This is a genomic window from Pseudovibrio sp. Alg231-02 (genome assembly GCF_900143565.1).
Taxonomy (GTDB): Bacteria; Pseudomonadota; Alphaproteobacteria; order Rhizobiales; family Stappiaceae; genus Pseudovibrio.
Genome location: NZ_FREX01000013.1, coordinates 23,939 through 49,442, shown reverse-complemented (window position 1 = coordinate 49,442; position 25,504 = coordinate 23,939). Strand labels below are relative to the sequence as shown.

Annotated in this window: 22 protein-coding genes and 1 tRNA gene; 15 read left to right on the top strand and 8 right to left on the bottom strand. The window is 49.3% G+C overall.

Translation table 11 applies throughout. From position 1 onward, the window contains the following. From DHN43_RS24520 to DHN43_RS24505, 4 genes are all read right to left on the bottom strand, one after another. Nucleotides 1-894 (bottom strand): phosphotransferase, encoded by an 894-nt coding sequence (locus DHN43_RS24520; RefSeq protein ID WP_108820399.1) that lies wholly within the window; start codon nucleotides 892-894, stop codon nucleotides 1-3. Next, a complete protein-coding gene (locus DHN43_RS24515; RefSeq protein WP_108820398.1) occupies nucleotides 891-2,897 on the bottom strand; it encodes an ABC transporter permease in 2,007 nt (668 codons plus the stop codon). Before DHN43_RS24515 ends, DHN43_RS24520 begins: the two co-directional genes overlap by 4 nt. Next, nucleotides 2,894-3,925, bottom strand: a complete 1,032-nt coding sequence (locus DHN43_RS24510) for a quaternary amine ABC transporter ATP-binding protein (RefSeq protein WP_108820397.1) — start codon at nucleotides 3,923-3,925, stop codon at nucleotides 2,894-2,896. Before DHN43_RS24510 ends, DHN43_RS24515 begins: the two co-directional genes overlap by 4 nt. A 98-nt stretch (nucleotides 3,926-4,023) precedes the next feature. After that, nucleotides 4,024-4,965, bottom strand: coding sequence for an ABC transporter substrate-binding protein (locus DHN43_RS24505; RefSeq protein ID WP_108820396.1), 942 nt, complete (start codon nucleotides 4,963-4,965; stop codon nucleotides 4,024-4,026). Between the two features lie 245 nt (nucleotides 4,966-5,210). On the opposite strand from DHN43_RS24505, the gene DHN43_RS24500 reads away from it, so the two are divergent. Next, nucleotides 5,211-5,984: a DeoR/GlpR family DNA-binding transcription regulator gene (locus DHN43_RS24500; protein WP_108820395.1), complete on the top strand. Its 774-nt coding sequence runs from the start codon at nucleotides 5,211-5,213 to the stop codon at nucleotides 5,982-5,984. 805 nt (nucleotides 5,985-6,789) lie between these two features. Further along, nucleotides 6,790-7,608 carry an IS5 family transposase gene (locus DHN43_RS24495; RefSeq protein WP_108820394.1) on the top strand — a complete coding sequence of 273 codons (819 nt, stop codon included), beginning with the start codon at nucleotides 6,790-6,792 and terminating at the stop codon, nucleotides 7,606-7,608. 134 nt (nucleotides 7,609-7,742) lie between these two features. Here the strand turns inward: DHN43_RS24495 and DHN43_RS24490 are convergent. Further along, nucleotides 7,743-7,818: transfer RNA gene (locus tag DHN43_RS24490), tRNA-Lys, on the bottom strand. A gap of 575 nt (nucleotides 7,819-8,393) precedes the next feature. Here DHN43_RS24490 and DHN43_RS24485 point away from each other — a divergent pair. The 6 genes from DHN43_RS24485 to DHN43_RS24460 are packed head-to-tail and all read left to right on the top strand — an operon-like array spanning nucleotide 8,394 to nucleotide 16,108. Beyond that, the gene (locus DHN43_RS24485; RefSeq protein WP_108820393.1) at nucleotides 8,394-10,601 is read left to right on the top strand and encodes a NosR/NirI family protein; all 2,208 of its coding nucleotides are present in this window, start codon (nucleotides 8,394-8,396) and stop codon (nucleotides 10,599-10,601) included. A 35-nt stretch (nucleotides 10,602-10,636) separates the two neighbouring features. Next, nucleotides 10,637-12,544, top strand: a complete 1,908-nt coding sequence (gene nosZ / locus DHN43_RS24480; RefSeq protein WP_108820392.1) for a TAT-dependent nitrous-oxide reductase — start codon at nucleotides 10,637-10,639, stop codon at nucleotides 12,542-12,544. Nucleotides 12,545-12,557: 13 nt separating this feature from the next. Continuing rightward, entirely contained in the window at nucleotides 12,558-13,832 is a 1,275-nt protein-coding gene (locus tag DHN43_RS24475) for a nitrous oxide reductase family maturation protein NosD (protein WP_108820391.1), read from the top strand. Then, nucleotides 13,829-14,749, top strand: a complete 921-nt coding sequence (locus tag DHN43_RS24470) for an ABC transporter ATP-binding protein (protein WP_063288739.1) — start codon at nucleotides 13,829-13,831, stop codon at nucleotides 14,747-14,749. The genes DHN43_RS24475 and DHN43_RS24470 overlap by 4 nt, the downstream gene beginning before the upstream one ends. Before the next feature lie 4 nt (nucleotides 14,750-14,753). Continuing rightward, nucleotides 14,754-15,584 carry an ABC transporter permease gene (locus tag DHN43_RS24465; protein WP_108820390.1) on the top strand — a complete coding sequence of 277 codons (831 nt, stop codon included), beginning with the start codon at nucleotides 14,754-14,756 and terminating at the stop codon, nucleotides 15,582-15,584. Beyond that, complete coding sequence (locus tag DHN43_RS24460; RefSeq protein WP_108820389.1) at nucleotides 15,581-16,108, top strand: nitrous oxide reductase accessory protein NosL; 528 nt, start codon at nucleotides 15,581-15,583, stop codon at nucleotides 16,106-16,108. The genes DHN43_RS24465 and DHN43_RS24460 overlap by 4 nt, the downstream gene beginning before the upstream one ends. An 89-nt stretch (nucleotides 16,109-16,197) precedes the next feature. On the opposite strand, the gene DHN43_RS24455 is transcribed toward DHN43_RS24460, so the two are convergent. Together DHN43_RS24455 and DHN43_RS24450 are read right to left on the bottom strand one after the other, a co-directional pair. Continuing rightward, the gene (locus DHN43_RS24455) at nucleotides 16,198-16,494 is read right to left on the bottom strand and encodes a hypothetical protein (protein WP_159096977.1); all 297 of its coding nucleotides are present in this window, start codon (nucleotides 16,492-16,494) and stop codon (nucleotides 16,198-16,200) included. 675 nt (nucleotides 16,495-17,169) lie between these two features. Further along, the gene (locus DHN43_RS24450; protein ID WP_063288743.1) at nucleotides 17,170-17,589 is read right to left on the bottom strand and encodes a helix-turn-helix domain-containing protein; all 420 of its coding nucleotides are present in this window, start codon (nucleotides 17,587-17,589) and stop codon (nucleotides 17,170-17,172) included. A 339-nt stretch (nucleotides 17,590-17,928) separates the two neighbouring features. On the opposite strand from DHN43_RS24450, the gene speA reads away from it, so the two are divergent. The 7 genes from speA (at nucleotide 17,929) to DHN43_RS24420 (ending at nucleotide 25,330) form a co-directional block, all read left to right on the top strand. Then, nucleotides 17,929-19,818 (top strand): biosynthetic arginine decarboxylase, encoded by a 1,890-nt coding sequence (gene speA / locus DHN43_RS24445; RefSeq protein ID WP_108820387.1) that lies wholly within the window; start codon nucleotides 17,929-17,931, stop codon nucleotides 19,816-19,818. A 21-nt stretch (nucleotides 19,819-19,839) separates the two neighbouring features. Further along, nucleotides 19,840-21,051: a saccharopine dehydrogenase family protein gene (locus DHN43_RS24440; RefSeq protein ID WP_108820386.1), complete on the top strand. Its 1,212-nt coding sequence runs from the start codon at nucleotides 19,840-19,842 to the stop codon at nucleotides 21,049-21,051. Next, the gene (nspC, locus tag DHN43_RS24435; protein ID WP_208995615.1) at nucleotides 21,023-22,231 is read left to right on the top strand and encodes a carboxynorspermidine decarboxylase; all 1,209 of its coding nucleotides are present in this window, start codon (nucleotides 21,023-21,025) and stop codon (nucleotides 22,229-22,231) included. The genes DHN43_RS24440 and nspC overlap by 29 nt, the downstream gene beginning before the upstream one ends. 9 nt (nucleotides 22,232-22,240) lie before the next feature. Continuing rightward, complete coding sequence (gene speB / locus DHN43_RS24430) at nucleotides 22,241-23,101, top strand: agmatinase (RefSeq protein ID WP_108820384.1); 861 nt, start codon at nucleotides 22,241-22,243, stop codon at nucleotides 23,099-23,101. Continuing rightward, the gene (locus DHN43_RS27235; RefSeq protein ID WP_199914858.1) at nucleotides 23,035-23,316 is read left to right on the top strand and encodes a hypothetical protein; all 282 of its coding nucleotides are present in this window, start codon (nucleotides 23,035-23,037) and stop codon (nucleotides 23,314-23,316) included. Before speB ends, DHN43_RS27235 begins: the two co-directional genes overlap by 67 nt. Beyond that, nucleotides 23,306-23,653: a hypothetical protein gene (locus tag DHN43_RS24425; RefSeq protein WP_108820383.1), complete on the top strand. Its 348-nt coding sequence runs from the start codon at nucleotides 23,306-23,308 to the stop codon at nucleotides 23,651-23,653. The genes DHN43_RS27235 and DHN43_RS24425 overlap by 11 nt, the downstream gene beginning before the upstream one ends. 339 nt (nucleotides 23,654-23,992) lie before the next feature. Further along, a complete protein-coding gene (locus DHN43_RS24420; RefSeq protein ID WP_108820382.1) occupies nucleotides 23,993-25,330 on the top strand; it encodes a tyrosine-type recombinase/integrase in 1,338 nt (445 codons plus the stop codon). On the opposite strand, the gene DHN43_RS24415 is transcribed toward DHN43_RS24420, so the two are convergent. After that, nucleotides 25,294-25,500, bottom strand: coding sequence for a hypothetical protein (locus tag DHN43_RS24415; RefSeq protein WP_063301790.1), 207 nt, complete (start codon nucleotides 25,498-25,500; stop codon nucleotides 25,294-25,296). The genes DHN43_RS24420 and DHN43_RS24415 overlap by 37 nt on opposite strands. Nucleotides 25,501-25,504 lie beyond the last annotated feature (4 nt).

Here is a 25,504-nt window from a genome sequence, read left to right as displayed (position 1 = left end):
TCACTTCAACTGCAAATCAGCATATGCATGCTCAAACCGGAGCAAGTTTTCTCTGGTATAGCTGGCGTAATCGAACTGTATTTTGGATGTCTGCTCAGACACCATGCTCCACATACTCTCGCGCAGTAAGGATGCGCATTTCATGGCACTGTATTGGGCCCAAAGTGCATCGGAGATGGGTGCGTCAAAGTATGTTTCGAGCAGTATCTGTTGCAGGCCTTCAGATAGACTGGCATTTGTTGCCAAGCCTCCAAGATCGAACAGGGGAGAATTCAGGCCAGCGTATTCCCAGTCCACCAGCCAAAGCCGCTCGTTCTCATTTAAGATGTTCGCTGGAAGAAGATCGTTGTGGCAAAGAACCAACTGCACCTTCCCAACCGCACGCTCAAGCTTTTCAGCCTTGGCCATCAACGCATTGAGGCTCGGCAGATGATCCGAGTCCATAAGGCGAAGTGTTTCGGCATAATCGCGCAGGATGTGAAAGACCCAAAAAGCGAGGACAGGGCCACGTATCAGTTGCGTTGCTTCCCGGTGAACTTTGGTCAGGACACCGGCGATAGAGCGTAGCCTTTGCGGATCTTGGATATCGGCTTCGCTCAACGGTTCAGCGTCAACGTAATCCTGAACCAGCGCACCTTTTTGGAAGTAACGGACAGCAGGAGCGATGCCTGCGACATGGGCAGCCCGGCAAGCTGAGAGTTCATTGAACCGCATAACCCCATGTTCTACGATGTCTTCTCCAAGGCGCACTACATAAGTGCGTCCTTCATCAGTGATCTTCACATTGAAATTCGTAATGCCACCGCCCAGAATTTCGGCATTCGTTGGTTTCTTCCAAAATGGCAGTTCAAGGGCTCTTGTTACGGCTAATTCCTTTGTCAGTGTTTCGCTCATATTGCCAACCCCAATCTTGCTCGAGAGGATTTCGCAAGCGCGGACAAAATCCGATCCGCGATGATTGCAATAAAGGCTACGGCCAAGCCTGCGACAATGCCTTGGCCTGTATTTGCTTTCGTGAGTGCAATGTAAACTTCCTGCCCCAAATCCCGCGTGCCAACGAGAGCGGTGATCACCAGCATGGACAAAGCCAGCATAATCGTTTGGTTCAACCCCAACAGCAGTGAGGGAACAGCCAAAGGAAGCTTTATACGCCAGAGCAACTGCCAACGTGTACAACCAGATACCTTGCCAGCCTCAATCACTTGCGGACTAATCTCTCGGATCCCATGGGCAGCGTAGCGCAGAGCAGGAGCCATTGCATAAAGCACGATAGCAACCATGGCGGAAAACTCACCAACGCGGAAAAGCATGACAACAGGGATCAGATAGACAAAACTTGGGAGCGTCTGCAGAGTGTCAACCAGAGTGCTGAGGACTCTGTCTGCCCGCTCAGATTGTCCTGCCCACACGCCGAGCGGCATCCCAATTGCTGCTGCTATTAGAACTGAAACACCGCAGAGGTAGACGGTGATCATTGCATCCCGCCACAATCCATTGGCAGCAACAAAACCTGCCAGTGTGGCGCATAAAAAACCTAGTCGCCAACCACCAACGCGCCACCCGATAAGCCCGAGCGCTATGATGCCCCAAGCCCAGGGAATGCCTACGAAGAAACGTTTTATTGGAAGAAGAAGGTAGGTCAGCAACGCCGTCTTGATTGCTTCAAAAACCTCAAAGAAATTGATGTTGATCCACTTGATGGCCTGATCCCAGAAAGAGCCAGTGGTGAGAACCATGGCCTCAGGATAACTTTGAATTGCAGGGAATACCTTCCCAATAAGCGCTAGGAAAATCGTGAGTGCCAATGCAATGACAGCGTACATCAGAGGCGTCATCTGAGTTACAGATGAACCTCGGGCCTGCGAGTGAACATTCAGCGAAAAAGCCTGGCTTAGCCGGTCCAGCGCAATTGCAATCACGACAATTGCCAAGCCAGCTTCAATGCCTCCCCCAATGTCTAAACGACGCAGTGCAGCCAAAACATCGTACCCCAGCCCACCAGCGCCAATGATGGAGGCGATGATCACCATGTTCAGCGAGAGCATGATGACCTGATTAACACCCACCATTAAGGTTGGCAGAGCAGAAGGCAGCAACACCTTCCACATCATCTGGCGCGACGTACAACCAGCCATACGCCCGGCTTCATGCAGCGGCTCAGGTACGGATTGTAATGCAACAAGCACCACGCGGACCATGGGAGGCATGGCATAGATAATCGTGGCCACTAATGCAGAGACCGGCCCAAACCCGAACAGAAACAATATCGGCACAAGGTAAGCAAAGATCGGGACTGTCTGCATTAAATCGAGCAAAGGGCGCAGGAGCCGTTCAAAGCGCTCCGAACGATAAGCCAGAATGCCAAGCATTAATCCGCTAAGCACACCGAAAGGGACTGCAATAGCAATGGACGCCAAAGTCACCATCGCACTTTGCCATTGACCGAAAACAACCAGATAGAGGAAACAGCCACCCACCAAAGCTGCAAGTCTCCAGCCACCTGCTTTCACTGCCAATAAGACCAGAAGAAAGGTCACAGCGATCCAGCTCATGGAAGGGAAAATCTCAACGGCTTGTTGACCGAGGCCAGAATGAAACCCATCCGCAAGAAAAGCACGCATTGTGTTGTATGGCGCTTCAATTAATGCCGAAAGAAACCGCGTCAACTGGCGAAAAGTGAAAAGACCAAATCCCGCATCTTCCACAAGCCAAGCCATGAAAGTGCTGATCCTTTCATCCAGTTGCCATTGCCAGGCACTTGGAAACTTAATGATCCAGCGGGCATCGAGTGCCTTGTAAAGTGGAAAGGAATAGCTTGAGAGAAGCCAGGTTGAAGCAAAAAGCAAAAGCCAAAAGGAACGAGGGTTGCGCAAGCTGTCACGGAGATGGAAGTTCATTCCACCAACTCCTGCCCAAGCATGACGCTGACAACCTTTTCACGATTGATAGTACCAACAGGTACACCATCATCGTCCAACACCCGAAATGCGCGACTGGTTTTCCCAACCTCAGAAACAACATCTGCAACCTTCATGCTATAGCTTAAATCGCCTGCATATGCCCCGGCAGGACAGCCCGCCTTCATAATCGTTTCAAGCTGAATGACTTTGGTTCTGGGAATATGGCGTGTAAATTCCTCGACATAGTCAGTCGCGGGATTGCTCACCAGTTGCTCTGGTGTCGCGATCTGAACGATTTCTCCATCTTTCATCACGGCAATCCGATCAGCCAGCCGAATGGCCTCTTCAAAATCGTGTGTGATGAAGAGGATCGTCTTATGGAGTTTGTTTTGAAGCCGCAGGAACTCATTTTGCATTTCTCTGCGAATGAGAGGGTCAAGCGCGGAGAAGGGTTCATCCAGGAACCACAGATGCGGATCGCCAACCAATGACCGCGCAATGCCAACACGCTGCTGTTGCCCACCTGAAAGCTCTCGCGGATAAGCTGTTTCACGCCCATTAAGACCAACAAGCTCGATCATCTCATGGGCACGCGCTTCACGCTCTGATCGGTGAACGCCTTGAACATCCAAGGGAAATGCAACATTTTGCAAAACAGTTAGATGCGGGAGCAACGCAAATTGTTGGAACACCATACCCATCTTTTTACGTCGGACGTCGATCAACTCACGTTCAGACATTGCCAGAAGGTCTTGGCCTTCAAAGTGGATTGAACCGGCAGTTGCTTCTATGAGGCGGGACAGACAGCGCACAAGTGTGGACTTTCCAGAGCCAGACAGGCCCATAATAACAAAAATCTCACCTTTCAGAATTTGAAGGTTTGCGTCACGAACCGCACCCGTCAGATTTGCCCGCTCCAAAGCTGAGGTGTCTGGAGAACTGTCTCGACTTTGCAAAAATGTGCCTGCGTTTGCCCCATAGATCTTCCAGAGGCCTTTACAATCCAAAAGCACTGGCTGGTCCATGAAACATCTCCGTAAAACGCTGATATTGGACATAAAACTGAGCTTGCACAGACAAGAAGGAACAGCCCCTCGATCTGAACCTACTCATCTTGAACGCTCTACTTTATCCAGCTAACCCAACGGTCTTTGTTGGCAGACAGCCACTCTTCAACAACACCTTCAACTGACTGCCCCTCCAGATCGACTCTGGAGATCATAGCGCTCATCTCGGTATTGCTGACATGAAAGTTGGAAATCGCTTGAGCAGCGCCAGGCCATTTTTGACTCAAACCTGCCCAGGCAACTTTCCAGATGGGGCCAGTGGGTTTGCCACAATCATAAGCCGCAGATGGATTTACACCGATTGTCGCATCTTGATAGCAAGCAGCAGAGTAGGGCGGAAATTCGATAAATTTGCCCTCATACTTAGCTGGTGCCCAATGAGGCTCATAAAGCCACAAGATGATTGGCGCTTTTCGTTGATATGCCGATTCCAGTTCTGCAAACAAAGCCGCATCAGTGCCGGCATGGACAACTTCAAAATCAAGTTCAAGTGCCTCAACACGCTCTTCATCAAAGCCGCCCCATGTCACCGGACCGCCAAGATACCGTCCCAAGGGAGCCGTTTCTGCAGTGGCAAATACATCTGCACAGTCCTTGAGCGCTTCCCAGTTGGGCAAACCGGGACAAACCTCTTCCATGTAAGAGGGGTACCACCATTCCTCGATGGCGATCATGCCGCTTTCACCAAGACTGACAACATTTCCAGTCTCAATGGCTTCATCCATTGCTTCCCGGCCAGTTGTCTCCCAGATCTCCATTGCAACGTGCAGATCACCAGTCTTTAGGCCCGCAAATTGAGCGATGTAATCCGCTTGAACATACTCGATGTTGTAACCAGCTTGCTTGAGAACCTCACCCATAATGGTGGTTGTGATGATTTGACCGGACCAGTCATGAGTGGTGATTTTGATTGGATCTAGTGACTCAACTTCAGCAATTGCTGAGCTAACTCCCCAAGTCATAACCAAAGCAATTGATGGAATTACGGAGTATTTCATTTGGTCCCCTCCCGCAGATGATCCAATTCATCCATCCGCTGCAAGAATTTGAACCCGACCCCAATCAACTCCAGCAACGACACCTTATCTTACGTTGGGGTATTTATGGAAATCAACATAATGACACAATAAAATTTACTAATGCTGATTCAAAGTGTGCGAATATGTGGCTTTATGAGGTATTTTATGTTTTAGATTGGAGAGCTTAAGCCATGTCTATGCAGGATTAATACGGATTAGATTGAATGGAAAACATCAACAATCAGACACAACGTGAAATCCTGAACGCAATAAAAACAGCAGGTGGCACAAGCCGAATCGTCACACTTGCCAAGAAGCTGAAACTATCTGAAGAGACCATTCGAAGGAACATCAAACCCCTCGCGAAAGAAGGTCTGCTTGAGAAAGTCCATGGTGGTGTTCGCCTATTCGCTGAAGAGGACCAAGAGAGCAGTTTTCATGCGCGGATGCAGGAATGTCCGGAGGCAAAACGGAAAATTGCAGTAACTGTCGCCAGTATGATTGAAGACGGTAGTTCTCTGTTTCTTGATGTGGGAAGTACAACAGCTTTTATTGCCGAAGCGTTGCAAGACCATAAGCGCCTGATGGTTGTAACGAACTCGGTCGCAGTTGCCTACAAGCTTGCTACGCGAAACGACAATCGGGTTTTTATGGCGGGAGGCGAACTCCGGGCTCATGATGGTGGAGCATTCGGGGCAACCGTTACGAGCTTCTTTGATAACTTCGAAACTGATTACGCCATTCTGTCAGCAGCGGCGATCAACGCCAGCAAAGGGTTAATGCTGTTCGACCTGGAAGAAGCCCAGATTTCCCGCACAGTTATGAAGCATGCCAAATGTAAGATTGTGGCAGCTGATACCAGAAAATTCACCAGATCAGCACCCATCACTGTATGTGATCCAACGCTCATTGATGTGCTCGTAAGCGAGAAAGAACCCGCAACAGAATTCCACCAAGCCGCAAAAATCTGGCAAGCAAAAATCGTTGTCGCAGATTGAGAATGGCCAATACTTTTACAAGGAGCTTAAAGCGACACCAATTTGCTTGTTTCGGGAGTTTTTCTGGACCGTGCTTGAAAAGTCAAATTTTCGCTGAGACGAAGGATTATTTTGTAGGATAAGAAAGTGCCTATGAATTGGGTGCTACGCTTTCAACTCTTGATGGCAGTTATCCTCGTTTTGTTGTGAATTCAGTTGCTGTTTTAGCTAGGCGATGACTACCTGTTCGTGTTGTTCAATAGACGTCAGATGTTGCTCTCTCTTTGAATCTCAGGATACTCATAGAAACTACCTGCGTGACTTTGACAGCGATTCTGGTTTACTGGCTGCAAACCAAGGCAGCGGATTGTGTATCCTCACTAGTTTGGTGTGGTGAGGGCATGTTTGCTGCAATCAGCTCGAACACACAGTCAGTTAAAATGATATTCCAAGTTTTTCCGTGGGTTGGATAACGTACTCTGGAAACTCTATTGGACTAAATCCATTCTTTTGCACTTGTTGTGCATTTTCCTAATACGCTATCAGACGACCAAACAGGTAACACATTGCTAGAGGTCTAACAAAGAGGGTACTCTTAGAAACTTACTGCATTTAGGATGGACTTAAATGGGGGCTCTTGCAAAACTCAACTCAACTCCACTACTGATGCAATAAATGCGGCAATTGAGACAGTTTTTTCAATATGTGTAAGAGCGCCTAGCAGCCATGCATAAACTACATACTTAGAGTCTGTTTAAAAATAAGGTCTTGAATGAACGGGGTAATTTGAGTTCTTCGTGTTTTGCGACAAACTTGGAGACATCGAATGGTCTGGACCCCGTTCACCCGGGAGCTTCACTGCCGTAAAGGGTTGCGATATGCAAGCGATTTAACCGATAAAGAATGGCTTTTGATTGAACCCCATATGCCAAGCCAACCCAAAAGAGGGCGGCGGCGGAAGACTGACCTACGGACGGTCATCAACGCTGTATTCTATCAGTTGCAAACYGGCTGCCAGTGGGCGTTTTTGCCGAAGGACTTTCCTCCGAGTAGCACCGTGCACTACTACTTCAAGCGTTTCTCCTGTGATGGCACTCTGAAACGGGCTCATGAAGCTCTTTATCAGCAAACTCGCCAGCTGGAAGGGCGTGAGGACAGTCCAACCTTCGCAATTATTGACAGTCAGTCAGCGAAAACCGGCCCGGATGCCCGCGGCGATGTCGGCTATGACGCCGGAAAGAAAGTTAAAGGGCGCAAGCGCCATATCCTCGTTGATATTCTTGGACTTGTTTTGAATAGCAAGGTCCATTCAGCGGGTATTCAGGACCGCGATGGCCTCGCCAGTGTCTGCCAAAAGGTGACATCCCGCTTTCCCTTTCTTGAAGTAATCTGTGCTGATGGAGGATATCAGGGGAAAATTGCAGCAAAGGCGAGCCCGCGGCCGCTCCAAATCGTCAAGCCAAACCAGAAAGGGTTTCAAGTACTTCCAAAACGCTGGACCGTAGAGCGCACGTTCGCCTGGCTTGGCATAAACCGCAGGTTGTCAAAGGATTTGGAACGATATGCAAAAACCACAGAAGCTCTAATGAACGTTGCAATGATCAAGCTGATGGTTCGAAGAATTGCTCGATATGGCTATTCTTGAACAGACTCTAAGAGGGGTGAAATCGTGCTTTCAAACGCTCTCATTTGCTTACATAGTGCTGACACAAGATACAAAAGCAAAAAAGCTCCCGGAAGGGAGCTTTGCTAAACCTCTTTATATACCATGAGATTAAATGGTGAGCCCGCACGGGTTCGAACCGTGGACCTACTGATTAAAAGTCAGTTGCTCTACCAGCTGAGCTACGGGCTCTCGGCGGGACGGTTAGGTCACTGCCTGTGAGGGGTCTTCTAAGGATTGCAGGGGCTTAGCGCAAGCGGTTTTTTCGATTTTCCACACAGTGCATTGAATTTGAATCAAGTATGCATCTTACGCCTCTCACAATCATGAAGAGAAGGCGGCTACACTTAAGTGCCTTCAGCAAAGAATACGCCTCACGCGTACGAGCGCTCAAAGTTAAGAGTGGGAGTTATCATCAGACTTTCCCTCATAGGGCAAATTGTCTCGTTTTCTCCGTAAAACTACAACCTAAAGCTCATTAGACTACGTATTTCCACGGCAATTCATGAGTTTTAAGTGTCCACCACCGATGCTGACCATTAAATTAAATGCTAACGAATTCAATAAGTTACAACAATATAGAATTCCGCAACCCAGAGCGCCATCGTGCAAAATCAATCAAAAGTTGTGAAATATCTAAATACTGTGGAGATGCGTGTTTTGATCGATTAGCGGGGTTTGCTTTTTGATCTGCCGCAAAGAACTCACCTCCGAATAAGCGCACCTACTTAATGTATATTTTTCATGCGAGATAAGGTTTCTCGGAAATGCGAGCTCTCAGGTTGCGCACTGTCTTCCTTCTAATATTTACGTTCTTTCTCAGTGCGTCGAACTACGCGATAGCTGCGTCGGACTCTTCAAACCGTGTTCTCGACTTTGCCAAAAAAGTTGAGGTCACGAAGTTCTTTCCTAAGGCCGACAAGTATGGTGCGCTGCGCGAGGACATCGCAGTGTTGCCAGCAATGGCCGGAGATGACGTTGTAGGTTGGGTCTTCCTAACCACCGATCTAGTTTCCACAACAGGATATTCCGGCAAGCCTATCGATACGTTGGTGGGTATCAATCCTGAAGGCATGCTCACAAGCGTTCAGCTGGTAAAGCACGCAGAACCAATCGTTCTGATCGGTATCCCTGATAGCGAGATCAAAAAGATCACTGAGAATTACGCTGGTCTCGATATCAAGAAAGAAGCAGAGCAGGGCGGGTCTGCTCACGAGCTAGATATCATCTCCGGCGCGACCGTCACCATTATGGTGATTGATGATTCCGTCGTGAGAGCAAGTCTGAAAGTGGCGCGCACCCTCGGACTTGGTGGCCTGAAAGGCGCTGCTGCTGACACTGGTCCAAAATTTGTCATAGATCCAGACAAAGCAGAAGTCTCTGACTGGATGACAATGACTGGTGATGGTTCTATCCGTCGTCTGACGCTTGATGTTGGCCAGGTCAACGCCGCGTTTGTAGAGCAGGGCAACCCCAAAGCCATCAAGCGTCCAGAGAAGGGACCAGAAACCGACTCTTACGTCGATATGTTTATGGCGCTTGCTGACGTCCCAACTGTAGGTCGTACGATCCTGGGAGACGCAGAGTATGCCAATCTGAAAAATCGTCTGATAGAAGGTGAGCACGCAATCGTGGTCCTCGGTCGTGGTCGTTATTCCTTCAAAGGCACAGGCTACGTACGTGGTGGCATCTTTGATCGTATTCAGCTGATCCAGGATGACATTTCAGTCCGCTTCAGAGACCGTCAACACAAACGTCTCGGCGTTGTGGCTGCAGATGATGCGCCAACGTTTAAAGAATTGGACATGTTCACCATTCCTGCAGACTCCGGTTTCGATCCAAGTAAACCATTCCGGCTGCAACTTCTCGTACACCGTACAATTGGTGCGATTGAGAAAACCTTCCTAACATTTGATCTGGGCTATCAGTTGCCGCAGCAATACTTGAAGAAGGTAGAGGATGCACCGGTTGCCGCAGCAGATGCAGGAAATGGAGAAGGCGCAGATGCCGCTCCTGCAGAAGAAGGCCGCGTAGAGCTTTGGCAGCGCATTTGGAATGATCGTCAGGTTGATATCGCAATACTAGGCATTGCTCTTACAATCCTGACAGGCGTTTTCTTCTTCCAGATGCAGGTTGCTAAATCAGAGAAGTTTACTTTCTGGTTCCGTATTGGCTTCCTAACCTTCGTTTTGGTCTGGTTGGGCTGGATGGAAAACGCTCAGCTCTCTGTTGTGAACGTTCTGGCACTCTTCTCAGCGCTGACGACAGAATTCAGCTGGACCGCATTCCTGATGGATCCGCTCGTGTTCCTACTGTGGTTTGCTGTTGCAGCAGCACTCATCTTCTGGGGGCGTGGCGCATATTGCGGCTGGCTCTGCCCGTTTGGTGCACTTCAGGAGCTAACCAATCGGATTGCGAAGTTCTTCAAAGTTCCTCAGATCTCACTGCCTTGGGGATTGCATGAACGCCTCTGGGCCGTGAAGTATATGATCTTCCTCGCTCTGTTTGGCTTGTCACTCTACTCCTTGGCAGTTGCTGAGCATTATGCAGAGGTTGAACCATTTAAGACCGCAATCATTTTGAAGTTCCAGCGCGGATGGCCGTTTGTCCTGTTCGCTGTGGCACTCTTGACCGCGGGTCTGTTTATCGAGCGGTTCTACTGCCGTTACCTCTGTCCACTTGGTGCAGCGCTCGCCATTCCAGCACGCCTACGCATGTTCGACTGGCTGAAGCGCTACAAAGAGTGCGGCAATCCATGCGCACGTTGCGAGAAGGACTGCATGGTTGGAGCGATCCACCCAGAGGGCAACATCAATCCAAACGAATGCCTGAACTGCCTGCACTGTCAGGTTCTGTATCAGAGCGACGACAAATGTCCGGTCTGCATTAAGAAGCTTGCCAAGCGCAAGAAGTTCGAAGCGCAGACGGGTATTTCAAAGACGGAAAAGGGCACTTCCGTCAAACAACCGGCTTAGGCCAAATCTACTAGAAAGTATCAAGGGAGACTTTCATGACTGATAGAAAAGAGACAGGTCTGTCACGCCGCGCATTGCTCGGTGGCACTGCTAAAACAGCCGCTGTTGCGGGTCTGGGCGCAGTGGCAGTTGCTGGCGCTACTGGTGGCATCACTGCTGCACAGGCAGCTGAAGGTAACGACTTCCACGTTGCTCCGGGCGACCTGGACGAATACTACGGCTTTTGGTCTTCTGGTCAGGCAGGCGAGCTGCGCATTCTGGGCATCCCATCCATGCGTGAACTGATGCGCGTTCCTGTGTTCAACCGTTGTTCCGCAACCGGTTGGGGCCAGACCAACGAATCCAAAAAAATTCTGACAGAAAACCTGCTGCCAGAAACCAAAGAGTTCCTTGCAGCTCATAACATGGATACATATGACAACGGTGACCTTCATCACCCACATATGTCTTTCACCGATGGTAAATATGACGGCCGCTACCTGTTCATGAACGACAAAGCGAACACTCGCGTTGCTCGTGTGAACATCCAGACCATGAAAGCTGACAAGATCATCGAAGTGCCAAACGCGCACGACATCCATGGTCTGCGTCCTCAAAAATGGCCTCGTACAGGTTATGTCTTCGCAAACGGTGAGCATGAAGCTCCACTCGTAAACGATGGCAAAATCCTTGATAAACCAGAAGAATATAGCTGCATCTTCTCCGCGATCGACGGCGACACCATGGAAGTTGCATGGCAGGTGATTGTATCCGGTAACCTGGATAACTGTGATGCTGACTACCAGGGCAAATATGCATTCTCAACCAGCTACAACTCAGAAATGGGTACCAATCTGGCAGAGATGACTGCGTCCGAAATGGACCACTGCGTAGTCTTCAACATCAAACGCATCGAAGAAGGCGTCAAAAACGGCGACTACGAAATGCTGAATGGTGTGCCGGTTCTTGATGGCCGTAAAGGCTCTAAGTACACCGCATACGTTCCAGTGCCAAACAGCCCACACGGCTGTAACACTTGCCCAGATAAAAAACACGTGATGATCGCTGGTAAGCTGTCTCCAACAGTTTCCGTTATCGACGTGGACAAGCTGGATGCAGTGTTTGACGGTGCAGATCCACGTTCCGCAGTTGTTGCAGAACCTGAGCTGGGTCTTGGCCCTCTCCACACAGCATTCGATAACCGCGGCTTCGCATACACCACACTGTTCCTCGACAGCCAGATGGTTAAATGGGACATCGACAAAGCGATCCGTCAGTACGCTGGTGAAGATATCGACCCAATCCATTCCAAGATTGATGTCGCTTATCAGCCAGGCCACAACCACACTTCCATGGGTGAAACCCTGGAGGCGGACGGTAAATGGCTTGTTTCCCTGAACAAGTTCTCTAAAGACCGTTTCTTGAACGTCGGTCCGTTGAAGCCTGAAAACGAGCAGCTGATCGATATTTCTGGCGACGAAATGAAGATTGTTCATGACGGCCCAACATTCGCTGAGCCGCATGACGTCATCATCGTCCACCGTTCTCTCGTGAACCCAGCTTCTGTTTGGGATCGCAACGATCCAACATTTGCTGATGCGGTTAAACAGGCAAAAGCAGACGGTGTTGATCTGGAAGAAGCAGAACACGTAATTCGCGATGGCAACAAAGTTCGCGTTTACATGCACTCTGCAGCTCCAACCTTCTCTCTTGAGAAGTTCACCGTGAAGCAGGGCGATGAAGTCACCGTTTACGTCACCAACATTGATGACATTGACGATCTGACACACGGCTTCTGTATCTCCAACTACGGTGTGGCAATGGAAGTTGCTCCTCAGGCAACAGCTTCTGTGACATTCATTGCTGAGCGTCCAGGTGTTCACTGGTTCTACTGCCAGTGGTTCTGTCATGCACTGCACATGGAAATGCGCGGTCGTATGTTCGTTGAGCCTCGCGACGCATAAGGGAGCAGCGGGCATGAAAAGGTTATTCTGGCAAGCATTGCTGGGAGCGACGGCTTTGGTTGGTGTGAGCGTTTCCGCTCACGCCGCTGAAATCACTGTTCCTGCACAGCCTGATGCCTTAGCCCGCGCCTTAGATAAGGCGCAGGACGGAGACGTTTTGCGCCTTTCTGCTGGAATTCATCAGGGACCGATCATCATTGATCGGTCTTTGGTGCTTAAAGGAGAGCCAGGCGCAGAGCTTAAAGGCAATGGCAAAGGCTCAGTAATAACTGTCGAAGCACCAGATGTGGTCGTCGATGGACTGGTCATTACCGGTTCAGGTCTTTCCAACCAAACAATCGATTCAGGCGTGAAGCTGACAAAAAAAGCAGATCGTGCCCGAATTACAGGCAATAAGTTTCTCAACAATCTGGTGGGTGTCGATGTGCACGGACCAGACGATGCTTATGTTGCCGATAATCTGATTGAAGGACGTCGTGATCTACGCCCCAACGAGCGTGGGAACGGCATCTATGTGTGGAACTCACCAAGACTTTTGGTGGAGTTCAACACTATCAAATATGGCCGGGACGGCGTGTTTGTAAACACGAGCCCAAAAGATATCTTTAGAAACAACTATTTCGAAAACACGCGCTTTGCCGTGCATTACATGTATGGCAACAAAGGGACTATCTCCAATAACGTCTCAGTAGACAATCACATTGGCTACGCTCTGATGTTTTCCGACAAGCTTACCATCACAAACAACATTTCTGATGGGGATCGCGATCACGGCTTGATGCTGAACTATGCAAACAATGCCGTAATCACCGGAAACCACGTGAAAGCATCGCCTGAGAAATGTTTGTTTATGTACAACGCCAACAAAAACAAAGTCGACGGAAACACGTTTGAGCGTTGCGAGATTGGAGTTCATTTCACGGCTGGTTCCGCTAAAAATAAGTTTTCCAACAATGCTTTCATCGGAAATAAAACTCAGGTCAAATACGTGGGCACACGTCATCTTGAGTGGACCTACGAAGGTCGTGGAAACTTCTGGAGCGATCATTCAGCCTTTGACATGAACGGAGACGGAGTAGCCGACACCGCCTACCGGCCAAACGACATGGTCGATCAAATTCTCTGGACGCAACCCGCTGCAAAACTGCTTACCGGAAGTCCTGCTGTTCAACTCCTCAGTTGGACACAGTCTCAGTTTCCGGCGCTTTTGCCAGGCGGAATCGTGGACAAAAAACCGCTGATGCATGCACCAGAGTTAGCAAAGCCGAAGGTAGGAGCAAGAAGATGAATAATACAGTTCTTCGAGCTGAAAACGTCCGCATGACCTTCGATGGACGGGATGCTGTAAAAGATCTTTCCTTTGAACTGGGAAGCGCAGAGAGGGTTGCGCTCCTCGGACACAATGGGGCAGGAAAAACGACATTCTTTAAGATGTCACTTGGTTTTCTAACCCCAACGGATGGACGGATTGAAGTTTTGGGTGCAGAGCCCGGCAGTGACAAAGCACGCGCATCCACTGCGTTCCTGCCTGAATCTGTTGCCTTTCAAAGAACATTGACAGGTGTCGAAGTTCTCAAATACTACGCACGACTAAAGGGCGAAGATGCAAAAAAAGCCATTGGTTTGCTCGAACGCGTTGGACTTGCAGAAGCAGGACGCCGCCGCGTTGGGACATACTCAAAAGGCATGCGTCAACGTCTGGGTCTGGCACAAGCATTAATCGGAACACCGAAGCTTGTCCTGCTTGATGAGCCAACAAGTGGCCTTGACCCCATTTCTCGGCAGAACTTCTACGATCTGGTGACTGAGATTTCAGGAAATGGAGCAACAGTATTGCTGTCGTCTCATGCCTTGACGGAAATGGAAGCACGTACTGATCGCATCTTGATCATGTCCAAAGGCAAATTGGTGGCAAACGATACGCTCGACCATTTGCGGACCGCAGCAAGATTGCCGATCCGCCTCAAGGTGAAGTCGAAAGAAGAACCAGCAGAGCAACTGGCAAACCGCTTGGGTGGTACTCCGGTTAATTGCCGCTCGGTAGAGATCATGTGCGCACACGAAGACAAGATCGCAAGAATTGCTGCGGTCACCAGCCTTGGCGCGATGATCGAAGACATCGATGTCCATCTGCCAACTCTGGATGATGTGTATAAGCATTTCTCTGAAAAAGCAGATCTCGAAGATAGTGCAGGGGAGGCATAAAGATATGTTCCAACGTATCCTCACTGTAGCTCATCAAGAATTCCGGATCGGTTTACGAAATCGCTGGATCTTGCTTTCTGTTGTGATCCTGAGCGCGTTCTCCATGGCGCTGGCCTTGCTCGGTTCAGCTCCTGCGGGCACGCTTGATGTAAGCCGCATGACTATCACTGTAGCTTCTCTGTCCAGCCTGTCAGTCTATCTTGTTCCGCTGATCGCACTGCTGCTCGCTTTTGATGCTGTTGCAGGTGAAATCGAACGCGGGACCTTGCTGCTGATCTTCTCTTCACCAATGACGCGAAGCGAGTTCCTAATTGGCAAGGCTGTCGGACATATCTGCGTTCTAATGCTGGCTCTCACACTCGGCTACGGGTCAACCGCATTGATGCTGGCAGCCACCGGTGGCGGTGACACCAGTGGTTTCATTGACTTTGCGCGACTGATCGCAACCTCAGCCATCCTCGGCTTTGCATTCCTGTCTCTCGGGTACATCGTTAGTGCACTCGTGCGCCAGGTGACGACAGCAGCAGCAATGGCGATCGGAATTTGGTTGGTACTGATTGTGCTTTACGATTTAGCACTGTTGGGAGCATTAGTCGCTGATAGCGAAGGTTTCTTTGCCTCCAGCGTGTTCCCATTCGCTCTGCTGGCAAATCCAGCGGATGCCTTTCGCTTGTTCAACCTTTCAGCACTTGATGCCAACGCCATGGTCGGCGGTATGGCAGGTGTCGCTGAAAGCCTTCCATTCCCGCCAGTCGTTGCCCTTGCATCCATCTTTGTGTTTGCAGGTGTTGCAATGTCTGGTGCAATCCTGCTGCTTAAGAGGGTTTCCCCATGATGAAGAAACTATTTGCAGCCGTTGCTGTCACATTGCTTCTGGCAGCGTGTCAGGAAAAAGAAGAAGTCATAAAACCAGTCGCCATGGAGCTGAATGTCGAAGCTGCGGGTTTCTATTGCCAGATGACCGTCTTGGATCATGAAGGGCCAAAAGCTCAAATTCACTTGGCAGGTAGCCCGTTTCCGTTGTGGTTCTCGCAGGTACGCGATGCAGTCGCCTTCACACGTTTGCCTGAAGAGTCCAAAGATTACGTTGCGATCTATGTGAACGATATGGACAATGCAGTCAGCTGGGAGCAACCAGGCAACAACAACTGGGTTGATGCCGATACAGCATACTTCGTTATAGAAAGCACACAGAACGGCGGCATGGGGGCACCAGAGGCAATTCCATTTGGCACACAAGCAGGTGCTGAGAAGTTTTCCTCTGAAAACGGCGGTAAGGTTGTGAAACTGACAGAAATTCCTGATGAGTACGTACTCAAACCAGTTGAATTCGAACTCAGCGATGCGTCAAGCAACTAACCCAGAACTATAAAATCTGAAAATATAAAACGCTCCAGAAATGGAGCGTTTTTTGCGTCTAAACCAGTTTCACAGAATGGCAAGTTGCTTCAGTACTTGCAACGCTGCGGATAGCCAACCCTCAGATCCGGATCTCCAACCACAATCAGCTCATCAGGATCACACGTCACACTTTCCGTTGGAGAGCTATCAAAAGGTCTGAACTTGAGTGCACGATGCCCGCAAATGAGTGTGGTTTCACCGCAAATAAACCCAACCTCTTCAGTGTTCCTATGCTTAACAATAGAACCAAGTTTAGGCTCCCCAAAAGACATATCCGCAGTCAGCAAGTTCAAAAAATCAACTTCAGGAGTCCCATCCGCAGCATGCTTACTCGCCGTTTTCAAGAGATCCTCAAAAATATCATGCCGCGCAGTCGAATGTTGACTATCTACTTCGTTTGAATGTTCAGCGCGATTTAAGTCGATGGGCATAAGAGTTCTTTCAACTAGAGAACTAAAAGCAAATGTAAAAATACGAATTCAGACGAACAATCTGATTATGTCCAATCCTTATGCGCCTTTCACATAATCAGGAAAGGAGCACAAATTAGAGTTGAATTGGATAATAAATCCATATCGTAGATTTCAACAGCTGAAAAGGTAAATAAACTCAAGTTTTAAATAACCTGAGCAATGCACATTAAAAGTCGAAAAACAGAGGCACGACAAAAAAGCAATTTAACCTTTAAGATACAACACCTTAATTAAATAATACATGAGATCGAAAAGACACATTCATGACGTATGCACAATTATTAAGTCAAATTCATAAGGCAAAAAATCAGAGAAAATAGCTTCATATAGACAGATAGAAATTAGGTAGATTCCCCCAACAATAACTGTGAAGCGATCACATTCACTGAGAAGATTAAACTGAAGGAAGTGAACTCGAAACGACATTGTGAAAAGAGATAGACACGATATTCAATTTAGAACGTGATGTAACAAGTTGTTTGGAAAAAGACTTTAAATTTCTAACAACAGTGCCAAAGTGTCGGCAAGGCCGCAAGTAAATGCGCCTTATTGCTCATTTCGTTTCAGCATCTCGTGATAGATACGAGCAAACATCATGGAAACGAAATTCATAGGTCCTTTGCTACCCGAGCCATACACCTGCGCTTCGATTTCTAATGCCTGGGTCCACGCCTGATCAATTAAATCCAGATCAGTCTGCTTCACATGCTCTTCCATCTCACTTAGAATCTCAGTGTCTTCTATAAAGTCGACATCATTAACACCGTGAATTCCGAAACGAAGAAACTGTTCGTTGACGCCAAGAGCTAGTGCCAACTTTCCCAGAGTATCACCACGTGGATTATCTATTAAACCTTTTTCGATCTTATAAAGATTGTCATAACCAACGTTTGCACGTCGAGCTAAATCTTTGACCGTCAGATCATTCTGTTTTCTTAGTTTTTGAAGCCGCTGTTGCCAAGTCATGGTTGCTCTGCAGTCGCTAAAAACATAGTCCCGTGGAGAAGTATTCCAGTTAGTGCAATTAATCTATGACTAGATTGGTCACAAATAAATAAGCAAATGAGATATCCGCAAGAAATAGGGGAGCTGCCTACTGCATTGTCTTTAGCCAATCTTCCTCCTCTTTAAAATTGCTGAAACAGCACTCCCACCAAAATCTTAGGTTGTAGATTTAGTTTCAGCAAAAAGTGACTTGTGCACCTGTTCTCCCACCTCTGATGTTTAGAACACCAATATTGGGCTTGTCAGATGGGTAGACCATGAGTAAATGGGGCGAAATTAATTCTGGAAGGGGATAAATGGTTGCCAAATAATCAAGGTACTGCCCATGCCGTCTATGGTATGGGGCGCTGGGGTAAAGATCTTCTCTCTGTGCTGCCAAACGGCGATATAGCACTTAGTAATCCTTTGATGCCGGACGCTCCCAAGGTGAGTCTGCCGGAGATCGTTCACGACCTTGAACAACGTGGTATCCATTCTCCACTTTTGCTGCGCGTAAGTTCGTTCCTGCAAAACGAAATCGCTCACATCAACAATTCCATGGCAGATGCAATCAATCGCGTCGGCTACAAAGGCAAATATCGCGGTGTTTTCCCGATCAAGGTAAACCAGCAGGCGCAGGTTATCGACCGTATCGTTGAATTTGGCCGTCCTTACTCTTACGGGCTGGAAGCTGGCTCCAAGCCTGAGCTTGTTATTGCGCTTGCGCACCGCTTGCCTAAAGAAGCTCTCATTGTTTGTAACGGTGTAAAAGACGAAGAGTTCATTCGTCTTGCAATTCTTTCGCGCAAACTGGGTTTTAACACCATCATCGTGCTGGAAAGCCCGAAAGAACTCGACACCGTTATTAATGTGGTTGAGGAGCTGGGTGAGGAGCCTTTGCTCGGTGTGCGCGTTAAACTGACGAACCAGATTGGCGGTAAGTGGGAAGAAAGCTCTGGCGATCGCTCCACATTTGGCATGAACACGGACCAGCTGGTCTCAGTGATTGACAAACTGCGCGATGCGAAACTCTTGCACTGCCTGAAGTTGCAACACTCTCATCTCGGCTCGCAGGTTCCTGATGTTAATGACGTCCGCCGTGCAGTTGGCGAAGCCTGTCGCTATTTTGTCGAGCTGACAAGAGAAGGGGCGGAGCTCACCCATCTTGATCTCGGTGGTGGCCTTGGGGTCGATTACACCGGTGAGAAGAAGGCGATTGAAAACTCGACCAACTATTCGGTTGAAGAATACTGCGCCAATGTGGTGGAGACCGTTGCTTATGCAATGGATGAGGCAGAACTCACGCACCCCACATTGATCACTGAAAGTGGCCGTGCCGTTGTCGCGACCTCTTCAATGCTGCTCTTCAATGTCCTTGAAGCAACGCTGTTTGATGCGCCAACCGCCCCTGAGCCTGAAAAAGACGATCACCACATGGTTGCAGATCTTGCCGCCGTTGAGGGGTACCTTAGCGCAGAGCGGCTTCAGGAATGTTTGAACGACGCCTCATTCTACCGCAATGAGCTGCGTGCGCTCTTCCGCCGTGGGTATATCGACCTGCGCCAGATGGGTCGTTCTGAGCGCATTTACCTGCATTTGATGTCCAAGATTAAAGAGCTGGCGCCACCGACAGGTGTTGCTCCCGAGATCGACGAGCAGCTGGAGAAGGTGGCGGATATCTACCACTGTAACTTCTCTTTGTTCCAGTCCCTGCCAGATGTCTGGGCCATCGATCAGCTTCATCCGATTGTGCCGTTACAACGCCTGAATGAAGCACCAGATCGCCGCGCTGTTCTTTCTGACATCACCTGTGACAGTGATGGTAAAGTAGACAAGTTCATTTTGGCGGACGGCATCTCACCATCTTTGCCGGTCCATACCCTCGAAGAAGGCAAGCCATACTATCTTGGCGTTTTCTTTGTTGGCGCCTATCAGGAAACGCTGGGTGATCTGCATAACCTGTTTGGCGATACCAATGTGGCGACCATTGACCTGCGCGCTGATGGAGGATTTGATCTGCTTCAGGAAGTTGAAGGTGATACAATCTCGCAGGTTCTTTCCTATGTGGAATATGATCCACGCGACTGCGTAGACGCTTTCCGCAAGCTTATCGATGAGGCAGTCTCCGCTGGCACACTGAAGAACGCTGATCGACGCACGTTGGTTGCCGCTTACCGCGACAGCATCAACGGCTACACTTACTACGAATAATCCAAGGACCGGGGAATAGGCATGAGTAAGACTCTGGTAATCGGCGCAGGTGGTGTTTCCTCCGCAGCCGTACACAAAATGGCAATGAATTCGGATATCTTTTCTGAGGTTACGCTCGCATCTCGTCGCAAGTTTAAGTGCGATGACATTGCAACAAGCGTGAAGGCAAAGACCGGCGTTACCATCAAGACAGCTGAAGTTGACGCGATGGACGTTGCAGCAGTTGTTTCCCTCATCAAAGAGAGCGGCGCAGAGCTGCTGGTGAACCTGGCACTGCCGTATCAGGACCTGAAGCTGATGGATGCCTGTCTGGAAGCTGGCATCAACTATCTGGACACCGCAAACTACGAGCCGGAAGACGAAGCAAAGTTCGAATACCACTGGCAGTGGGCCTATCAGGAGCGCTTTAAAGAGGCTGGCCTGACCGCAATCCTCGGCTCTGGTTTCGATCCGGGGGTTACTTCCGTCTTCGCAACATGGCTGAAAAAGCACAAGCTCGACACCATCCGCCAGATCGACGTTCTTGATTGCAACGGCGGCGACAACGGCAAGGCATTTGCAACCAACTTCAACCCGGAAATCAACATCCGTGAAGTAACAGCAGATGCACGCCATTGGGAAAAAGGCGACTGGGTCAGCTCACCAGCGATGACCCACAAAGTTGCTTTCGACTTCCCGGGCGTTGGCGAGAAAAACATGTACCTCATGTATCATGAGGAACTGGAAAGCATGAAAACGCACTTTTCCGAGATTGAACGGGCGCGTTTCTGGATGACGTTCGGCGATGCTTACATCAACCACGTCCGCGTGCTTGAAGGCATTGGCATGACCTCAATTGAACCAGTCATGCACGAAGGTAAGGAAATCATCCCGCTGCAATTCCTGAAATCCGTTCTGCCGGACCCAAGTGACCTGGGCGAGCTGACAAAAGGCAAGACCTGCATTGGCGACATTGCAACCGGTCAGGCGAAAGACGGCTCCGGCGAGAAGACCTATTACATCTACAATATCTGTGACCACGAAGAGTGTTATGCAGAGGTTGGCTCGCAGGCTGTTTCCTACACCACTGGTGTTCCGGCAATGATTGGTGCGGCACAGATCCTGAAAGGGAACTGGAACGAGCCGGGTGTTTGGAACATGGAGCAGCTGGACCCGGATAACTTCATGGACATGCTGAACAAGCACGGCCTGCCCTGGCAGGTGCATGAGCTCGACGGCCCGGTACAGTTCTAAGCTGATGGCTGACATGATGCAGACACAGGCTGGCGATGCGGGAGCGTTCAGGACATTTGATCTTTCCCGGGTCCCAAGCCCCTGTTTCGTCGTTGATGAGGTTGCGGTCCGCCACAACCTTTCTGTGCTTAAGGACGTGGCTGATCGCTCTGGCGCGCACGTTCTTTCCGCGTTGAAAGCCTTTTCCATGTTTGCACTGGCCCCTGTTGTGCGCGAATATCTGGAAGGCACCTGCGCCTCAGGCCTTTATGAGGCACGCCTTGCCCGCGAAAAATACGGTGGAGAAGTTGCAACGTTCTGCGCTGGTTATAAAGCAAGCGAGATTGATGAGATCATTGGCTACACCGACCATATGATCTTCAACTCTCCTGCTCAAAAAGATCGTTTCCTGCCCAATGTCCGCACTGCCAGACACAAAGTCGATGTGGGCCTGCGCATCAATCCTGAGCACTCTGAAGGCGAGGTTGCGAAATACGACCCATGCGCCCCATGCTCTCGCCTGGGCTTTCCAATCTCGCAATTAAATGCAGAGGTATTGGAGGGCGTCGATGGCATCCATATGCACACGTTGTGTGAACAGGAGTTTGAACCACTCCAGCGCACATGGGAGGCGGTGAAAGATAAGCTTGCGCCGTATTTCAGTCAGCTGAAATGGATCAACTTCGGCGGTGGTCACCACATCACGCGTGAAGACTACGACCGTGAAGCGCTGATTGCCTTCGTCAAGGATGTGCGCGCAACAACAGGGCTGGAAGTTTATCTGGAACCGGGCGAAGCAGTTGCTCTGGATGCGGGCATTCTGGTAGGTGAAGTGCTGGACCTACCCCAAAACGCCATGAAACTGGCAATTGTCGACATTTCCGCAACCTGCCATATGCCGGATGTGATTGAAGCTCCTTATCGCCCGGCCATGCTGGATGAAGTGGAGGAGGGGCACACATACCGCCTTGGCGGCCCATCCTGCCTCGCAGGTGACGTGATCGGCGATTACACACGGGCAGAGCCGCTGAATATTGGTGATCGCTTTGCATTCCTCGATCAGGCTCACTATTCCATGGTGAAAACCAACACCTTCAACGGAGTTCCCCTGCCAGCAATCGCGCTCTGGAACTCTGAAAGTGATGATCTTAAAATCATTCGCGAGTTCTCCTACAACGACTTCCTGAACCGTCTTTCCTAAAGGTACGAAATGTCTGTTTTTCTTGACAGTGAGCTGACTGAAGCAGAACGCAAAGCAGAAGACGCTCTCTTCACAATTATCCCAGTCCCACTGGAGCGCACCGTCTCTTACGGCTCAGGTACTATCAAAGGCCCCGAAGCTATCATTGAGGCAAGTAATGAATTGGAACGTGGCTGCAATAGCGTTGAGCCATGCGCCTCCGGCATTGCAACGCAAGCACCAGTCGACTGCGATGGACCTCTGCCAGACGTCATGGAGCGCCTCGCTCAGCGTACGGAAGACGCCGTCAAAGCCGGTAAAATTCCAGTCACACTGGGCGGCGAACACTCGCTGTCTTACGGCGCGGTCTCAGGCGTTGCCCGTGCGCTCGGCAAACCGGTTGGCATTGTGCAAGTTGATGCGCACGCAGACCTGCGCATCGCCTATCAAGGCGAAAAACACTCCCACGCTTCTGTCATGAACCTCCTGGTAGAAGAGGGCAACTCCCTGGCACAATTCGGCGTACGCGCACTCTGCCAGCAGGAAATAGACAGCCGGAAAGACAACAAAGTTTTCTTTATCGATGCAGAAGAGTTGGTCACCAAAGGATTGCATGCTGTCGATCTGCCTGAGGATTTCCCTGAGCACATCTACATCTCCTTCGATGTGGACGGTCTCGATCCCTCTCAAATGCCAGCAACCGGCACGCCTGTGCCTGGAGGTCTTGGATATTACCAATCCCTGCATCTGGTAGAGCATGCACTAAAGTGCCGAAAATGCGTTGGCCTCGACGTGGTTGAACTGGCACCAGATGGAAATGCTGCATGGGACTTCACAGCAGCTCAGATCACCTATCGCCTGATGGCTGCGGCGCTGAACTCAAGGCGATAGCTTTTGAGGTGCACGCTGATTTTGAAAGAGCTGCTATTGAAGGCTTAAAAATATTACGGATCATATCGCCAAGAAAATCATTCATGGAGCCGTTTAATAAATTCAAAACTTACGCCGAATCTCATAATGTATCACGTATGTTACTTGATATTGAGGTCAGTGATATCATCATTATTTATAATTCAAATTTGGGGATGCAAATTCATGAAAGTTAATAATTCAACCATGCTGCCTATACTATTATGTGCAGCATTGACTGGCTGCCAGACACTAGACACACAACCTGGAGGACGTATCGTCTCTAACTCGCAAGAATTAAGCAAATTGGAAAGGGCGATAGAAAAGTACAAGCACTACGAACATCGGAAAGCCTTCGCGACAGTTATTGGTAAAAATGGCGCTTGGTCATACGGATATAATAAAAACAACACAACACGAGAGCGCGCTGTGAGAGATGCTCTCAGACGTTGTGAAATTGGGCGAAAAAAGCAAAATATCAAGAAAAAGTGTACCATTTATATGGAAGGCAACAGGGTACTGCGGGATTTATAGCGATCAGCACTTACTTTAAAGAGTGCGTCAGGCGAGTGTTGTGAAGATGTTGTTCGTTGTGTATGGACGATCGCGCTCAATTTTGACGCAGTTTCCGTTTCGAGAATGCGCGCTACAATTCCCCCGAAAAGCGGACAGTTTTTTCATGCGTAGACAACAAAAAACCCACCATAAAGGTGGGTTTTTTTTTGCTTATCTATCATAAAGATAGATGGCGGAGAGGGTGGGCTTCGAACTGCCATGTCAATCATTGATATTATTGAGTTTTTTCGTGTTTACAAGTCAATATGTTACCCATAATGTTACCCCAAACGGGTAACAAATGGATTCGGTTGTACAATGGCTAGAACTATCGGCAGCGGGAACCCTGACTATTTGTCCGTCAAGGATGGACGGTGGATATATGTTAGACGTGTTCCAGAGGTTTTCAGAGCATTCGATAAACGCACGTTTGCAAGGGCGTCCACAGGGATTCTTGTTTCAGAAGATCCGAAGGGATTACGTGCTGCGAGAAGCGCCGCAAAGATAAATGCTCATACTGAGGAGTACTGGCGTGGCCTTGCAGATGGTCAAGCGAAAGAAGCAAAGAAGCGATATGAAGCCGCGAGGCGGCGGGCAAGGGTGCTAGGCTTTGATTATGTGACCTCTGATGAGGTGGCCGGGCGACCTCTCAGCGAAATCATGGCGCGGTTATCGGCTCTTCAGACAACACAACATAGACCTCCAATCGTGGATGTGGCGGGCGTTCTCGGTGGTGAAAAAGCGCCCCAAATTCAGATTGAAGATTTATTCTCTGAGTTCGAGAAGACACAAAAAACTTATCTCTCAAACATGTCCAAGGACCAGGTAAGACGGTGGAGAAACCCGAAGATACTTGCCTTAAAAAGCCTAACTGAAATCACCGGGAATAAACCTCTCTTAGAACTTACTCGTAATGACGCCATTGATTTTCGTGAGTGCCTGCAAGATCGCGTGGAGGCTGGGCAAATCCAAATTGGAACTGCCAACAAGCAAATCGGGCACATAAATAAAATGATGCGCACGGTCATTAATCATTTCAGACTGGATATACAGTCACCGTTCGGAGAGTTGCGACTTGAGGGGGAGAGGACAGAACAACGCCATCCATTTGACCCTGAGTTTGTTCAAAAGAATATCCTGGCAGATGGTGCGCTTGATGGATTGAATGCAAGCGCTAGGTCTATCCTGTACCTAATCGTTGAGACTGGATTACGGTTGTCAGAAGCGGCAAATCTGACTGAAAACACGATACATCTTGAAGGCAAGGTGCCCTATATTGAGGTTGCTCCAGAAGAGCGACTTTTGAAGCAAGATCACACCACCAGAACAATTCCGCTCGTGGGTGTGTCTCTTATGGCAATGCAGGAGTTTAAGCGAGGCTTCAGCCGCTATCACGACAATGCTGGAAGCCTCTCTGCAACGGTGAATAAATTTTTGCTTGAAAATGACCTAAGGCCAAACCCGCGAAAGCATACGGCCTATTCGTTGCGTCACACATTCGAGGATCGGTTGACTGCGGTTGAAGCGCCGGAGAAGATTATTGCAATGCTTATGGGGCATAAATTCCAACGGCCTAAATACGGTCACGGCCCAACCTTGGAGCATAAACGGGAGTGGCTTCAGCGAATTGCCTTCACGCCACCTTCGAGGGTTTGAGGAGGGTTTGAATTCAAGAACTGTACTGCACGCTCACGTGGTGAAAGCTTATTTAGTTCTGCTTCCAGCCTATCAAAAATGGGGGCGTACTGCTCGCCGTACTCAACAACAATCCATGCTGCAAAGCGCGTTGCCTGTTCCAGTTCTTGATAGGTTGGGCCTTTCTTCATAGCG

Coding starts and splice junctions, on each gene's coding strand:
- DHN43_RS24515 (WP_108820398.1), bottom strand. CDS start 2,897: ATGAACTTCCATCTCCGTGACAGCTTGCGCAACCCTCGTTCCTTTTGG.
- DHN43_RS24510 (WP_108820397.1), bottom strand. CDS start 3,925: ATGGACCAGCCAGTGCTTTTGGATTGTAAAGGCCTCTGGAAGATCTAT.
- DHN43_RS24485 (WP_108820393.1), top strand. CDS start 8,394: ATGCGAGCTCTCAGGTTGCGCACTGTCTTCCTTCTAATATTTACGTTC.
- DHN43_RS24460 (WP_108820389.1), top strand. CDS start 15,581: ATGATGAAGAAACTATTTGCAGCCGTTGCTGTCACATTGCTTCTGGCA.
- DHN43_RS24465 (WP_108820390.1), top strand. CDS start 14,754: ATGTTCCAACGTATCCTCACTGTAGCTCATCAAGAATTCCGGATCGGT.
- DHN43_RS24450 (WP_063288743.1), bottom strand. CDS start 17,589: ATGACTTGGCAACAGCGGCTTCAAAAACTAAGAAAACAGAATGATCTG.
- DHN43_RS24500 (WP_108820395.1), top strand. CDS start 5,211: ATGGAAAACATCAACAATCAGACACAACGTGAAATCCTGAACGCAATA.
- DHN43_RS24425 (WP_108820383.1), top strand. CDS start 23,306: ATGAAAGTTAATAATTCAACCATGCTGCCTATACTATTATGTGCAGCA.
- DHN43_RS24475 (WP_108820391.1), top strand. CDS start 12,558: ATGAAAAGGTTATTCTGGCAAGCATTGCTGGGAGCGACGGCTTTGGTT.
- DHN43_RS24505 (WP_108820396.1), bottom strand. CDS start 4,965: ATGAAATACTCCGTAATTCCATCAATTGCTTTGGTTATGACTTGGGGA.
- DHN43_RS24440 (WP_108820386.1), top strand. CDS start 19,840: ATGAGTAAGACTCTGGTAATCGGCGCAGGTGGTGTTTCCTCCGCAGCC.
- DHN43_RS24415 (WP_063301790.1), bottom strand. CDS start 25,500: ATGAAGAAAGGCCCAACCTATCAAGAACTGGAACAGGCAACGCGCTTT.
- DHN43_RS27235 (WP_199914858.1), top strand. CDS start 23,035: ATGGGACTTCACAGCAGCTCAGATCACCTATCGCCTGATGGCTGCGGC.
- DHN43_RS24420 (WP_108820382.1), top strand. CDS start 23,993: ATGGCTAGAACTATCGGCAGCGGGAACCCTGACTATTTGTCCGTCAAG.
- DHN43_RS24520 (WP_108820399.1), bottom strand. CDS start 894: ATGAGCGAAACACTGACAAAGGAATTAGCCGTAACAAGAGCCCTTGAA.
- speB (WP_108820384.1), top strand. CDS start 22,241: ATGTCTGTTTTTCTTGACAGTGAGCTGACTGAAGCAGAACGCAAAGCA.
- DHN43_RS24470 (WP_063288739.1), top strand. CDS start 13,829: ATGAATAATACAGTTCTTCGAGCTGAAAACGTCCGCATGACCTTCGAT.
- nosZ (WP_108820392.1), top strand. CDS start 10,637: ATGACTGATAGAAAAGAGACAGGTCTGTCACGCCGCGCATTGCTCGGT.
- nspC (WP_208995615.1), top strand. CDS start 21,023: ATGAGCTCGACGGCCCGGTACAGTTCTAAGCTGATGGCTGACATGATG.